Origin of the sequence: Roseisolibacter sp. H3M3-2, from assembly GCF_029211165.1 — a bacterium.
Lineage (GTDB): Bacteria > Gemmatimonadota > Gemmatimonadetes > Gemmatimonadales > Gemmatimonadaceae > Roseisolibacter.
On record NZ_JARGEK010000549.1, the window covers coordinates 1 to 2,330 of the forward strand.

The 2,330-nt window shown below is 79.4% G+C and carries 5 protein-coding genes; 1 reads left to right on the top strand and 4 read right to left on the bottom strand.

Annotation, left to right across the window (positions count from 1 at the left end; genetic code table 11):
• Window positions 1-46 precede the first annotated feature (46 nt).
• Window positions 47-640, bottom strand: coding sequence for a YdeI/OmpD-associated family protein (locus tag PYV61_RS24305; RefSeq protein ID WP_275836461.1), 594 nt, complete (start codon window positions 638-640; stop codon window positions 47-49).
• A gap of 105 nt (window positions 641-745) precedes the next feature.
• On the opposite strand from PYV61_RS24305, the gene PYV61_RS24310 reads away from it, so the two are divergent.
• Window positions 746-1,123, top strand: a complete 378-nt coding sequence (locus PYV61_RS24310; RefSeq protein ID WP_275836462.1) for a hypothetical protein — start codon at window positions 746-748, stop codon at window positions 1,121-1,123.
• A 20-nt stretch (window positions 1,124-1,143) separates the two neighbouring features.
• Here PYV61_RS24310 and PYV61_RS24315 read toward each other — a convergent pair whose 3' ends face one another.
• The 3 genes from PYV61_RS24315 to PYV61_RS24325 form a co-directional block, all read right to left on the bottom strand.
• Window positions 1,144-1,647 (bottom strand): hypothetical protein, encoded by a 504-nt coding sequence (locus PYV61_RS24315; protein ID WP_275836463.1) that lies wholly within the window; start codon window positions 1,645-1,647, stop codon window positions 1,144-1,146.
• Between the two features lie 151 nt (window positions 1,648-1,798).
• Window positions 1,799-2,062 (bottom strand): hypothetical protein, encoded by a 264-nt coding sequence (locus PYV61_RS24320; RefSeq protein WP_275836464.1) that lies wholly within the window; start codon window positions 2,060-2,062, stop codon window positions 1,799-1,801.
• Between the two features lie 85 nt (window positions 2,063-2,147).
• On the bottom strand, window positions 2,148-2,330 hold a 183-nt coding region (locus tag PYV61_RS24325), incomplete at its 5' end, for a GNAT family protein (RefSeq protein ID WP_275836465.1).

The window sequence follows — 2,330 nt, forward strand, 5'->3', positions numbered from 1 at the left end:
CGCGGGGACGCGCGGCGTCCGCGCGGGGCGACACGCGGCGCCCCGCTCACGCGCCGGCCGCCCGGCCCGTGCCCCCGAGGTCGGTGATCCGCCGCCCCGCCGCCGACGCGGCGCGCAGCACCTCCAGCCGCCGCTCGCGCGTCTCGGCGCGCTTGGCCCCCATCACGTAGAACGCCGCCGTCCGGCGGTACGACGGCGGCTGCCGCTCGTAGAACGCCCACGCCGCCGCGTCGGCGCGGAACCGCGCCTCCAGCGCCGGGTCGAGCGCCACCGGGCGGTGCTCGTACGAGTAGCCCGCCGCCGGCGCGTCCCCCCGCCGGTCGAACGCCGAGCGCCCGGCCGCCGTCAGCCGCCCCGCCGCCGCCAGCGCCTCGGCACGGGCGACGTTCACCGCGCTCCACGCCGACCGGGGCGCGCGCGGGGTGAAGCGGATGGAATACGCCTCCGCGCCCAGCGACCGGCGCACCCCGTCGATCCACCCCACGCACAGCGCCTCGTCGAGCGCCTCCTCGTAGCGGAGCCCGCGCGGGCCCGGGGCGCCGGCCTTCCGGAAGCCGACCAGCAGCTCGGCGGCCGAGGCGTGGTGCTCGGCGAGCCACGCGCGCAGCGCCGCGGCGTCGGGGAAGAAGCGGGGCGTCATGCCCTCCGAAGATGGCGCCGGCACGCGCACTGCAACCAGGGGCGACGCACGGCGCCCGGACGCGAGGAGGAGAGGAGGGGGCGCCACGACCAGCCGCCCCACCGCATGCGCAGCTTTCGCGACGAGACCGGGACCGAGTGGATCGTGTGGGCCGTCCGCCCGCAGCGCGAGACCGCCCGCCACCTGGAGCGTCGGCAGCACGCGGACCGCCGCCTGAGCGCCGCCCCCGAGCCGATCATCGAGCGGCGGGGGGCGGGCGGGGACCGCCGGCGCTACGCCGGGGAGCGCGGGGTCGTCATCCAGCACCCCGAGGGGTGGCTCACCTTCCAGGCGGGGACGGTCCGCCGCCGGCTGAGCCCCATCCCGCCGAGATGGGAGGAGGGGAGCGAGGCCGAGCTGCTCGCCCTCCTTGGCGAGGCGGCGCCGGCCCGCCCCGCCGCGCGCGCCCTCGGCGTCGAGCCGCGCGCCGAGACCGCGCGCTGACGCCGTAGCGGGCTGGCGCCCTAGCGCGCCGCCGCGGGGCGGCGCTTCCCCGCCGGCTTGGCCGGCGCGGCCGGCGCCGCCTTCGCGGGGGCCTTGGCGGCCGCCTTCGCCGCCGCCTTGCTCGCCGGCTTCGCCGCGGCCTTCGCGGGCTCCTTCGCCTCCTTCGCGGCCGGCTTCGCCGACTCCTTGGCCGGGGCCTTGGCGGCCGCCTTCGCCGGGGCGGCGGTCTTGGCCGGCGCCTTGGCGGCCGGCTTCGCGGCGGTCTTGGCGGGACGCCCCGCCTTCGCCGGCGCCGCGGGCGCCTCGGCGACCACCGCCGGCGCCTCCTCCCCGATCTCCTCCTCCCCGATCTCGCCGTCGAGCTCCGGCTCCGCCGCGGTCGCCGAGGCCGACGCGGCCGCCGCCGCCGCGGGCGGGCGGCCGCGCCCCTTCATCGCGCTCTTCGCCATCAGCGCGTCGAAGAGGATCTTGGCCTCGCGCATCGCGGTCTCGTACTCGGGATCGGTGCGGCTGATCCTGCGCATTCCTGGTCTGCTCCGGGTGGGGGAGGTTCGGGGGGGGGAGACGCAACCTAATCGCGCACGGCGCGCGGCACGTCCCCGCGTCGCGACGAATTCGCTGACATCCGCGTCATGGCACGGCACCGTGCGGCACCGTGCGGCACCGCGTGGCGCGTCAGCCGGCGGCGTCGAGCGGGCGCGCGGGGCGGCGGCGGCAGTAGTCGCACTCGTCGTCGTCGCACGCCGCCTCGAGCCAGGCGTTGCAGCGCATGCACAGCCGCGCGTCGAACGCCACCGCGTACACCTGGGGCGCGCCGCAGCCGGCGCAGCGCTCCTCGACCTCCAGCCACCCGAGCACGCGCGCGCCGTCGGGCGCGACCACCCACTCCCCGCGCTCCACGAGCGGCGGCGGGTCGGGCGGGTCGTCGGGGCGGGGCATGGGGGGCGGGCTCGGGTCGCGGAACGTCACTGCGCGAGCCGTGCCGCGGGGGGAACGGCTGCGCGGCTGCGCGGCTGCGCGGCTGCTACCCGTTCTCCCTCGTCCACACCATCAGCGTCACCGGCGCCCCGCCGTCGAGCGCGGGCGCGGGCTCGTCGTGCGCGTGCACGAAGCCGAGCCGCGCGGGGAGGGCGGCGCTGCGCACGTTGCGCGCGTCGCAGCGGATCTCGACGCGCGTCAGCCGCGGCAGCGCGCGCGCCGCCGCCAG

Excerpts from the sequence above, each read along its gene's own strand:
- PYV61_RS24305 (WP_275836461.1), bottom strand. The coding sequence starts at position 640 with ATGACGCCCCGCTTCTTCCCCGACGCCGCGGCGCTGCGCGCGTGGCTC.
- PYV61_RS24310 (WP_275836462.1), top strand. The coding sequence starts at position 746 with ATGCGCAGCTTTCGCGACGAGACCGGGACCGAGTGGATCGTGTGGGCC.
- PYV61_RS24315 (WP_275836463.1), bottom strand. The coding sequence starts at position 1,647 with ATGCGCAGGATCAGCCGCACCGATCCCGAGTACGAGACCGCGATGCGC.
- PYV61_RS24320 (WP_275836464.1), bottom strand. The coding sequence starts at position 2,062 with ATGCCCCGCCCCGACGACCCGCCCGACCCGCCGCCGCTCGTGGAGCGC.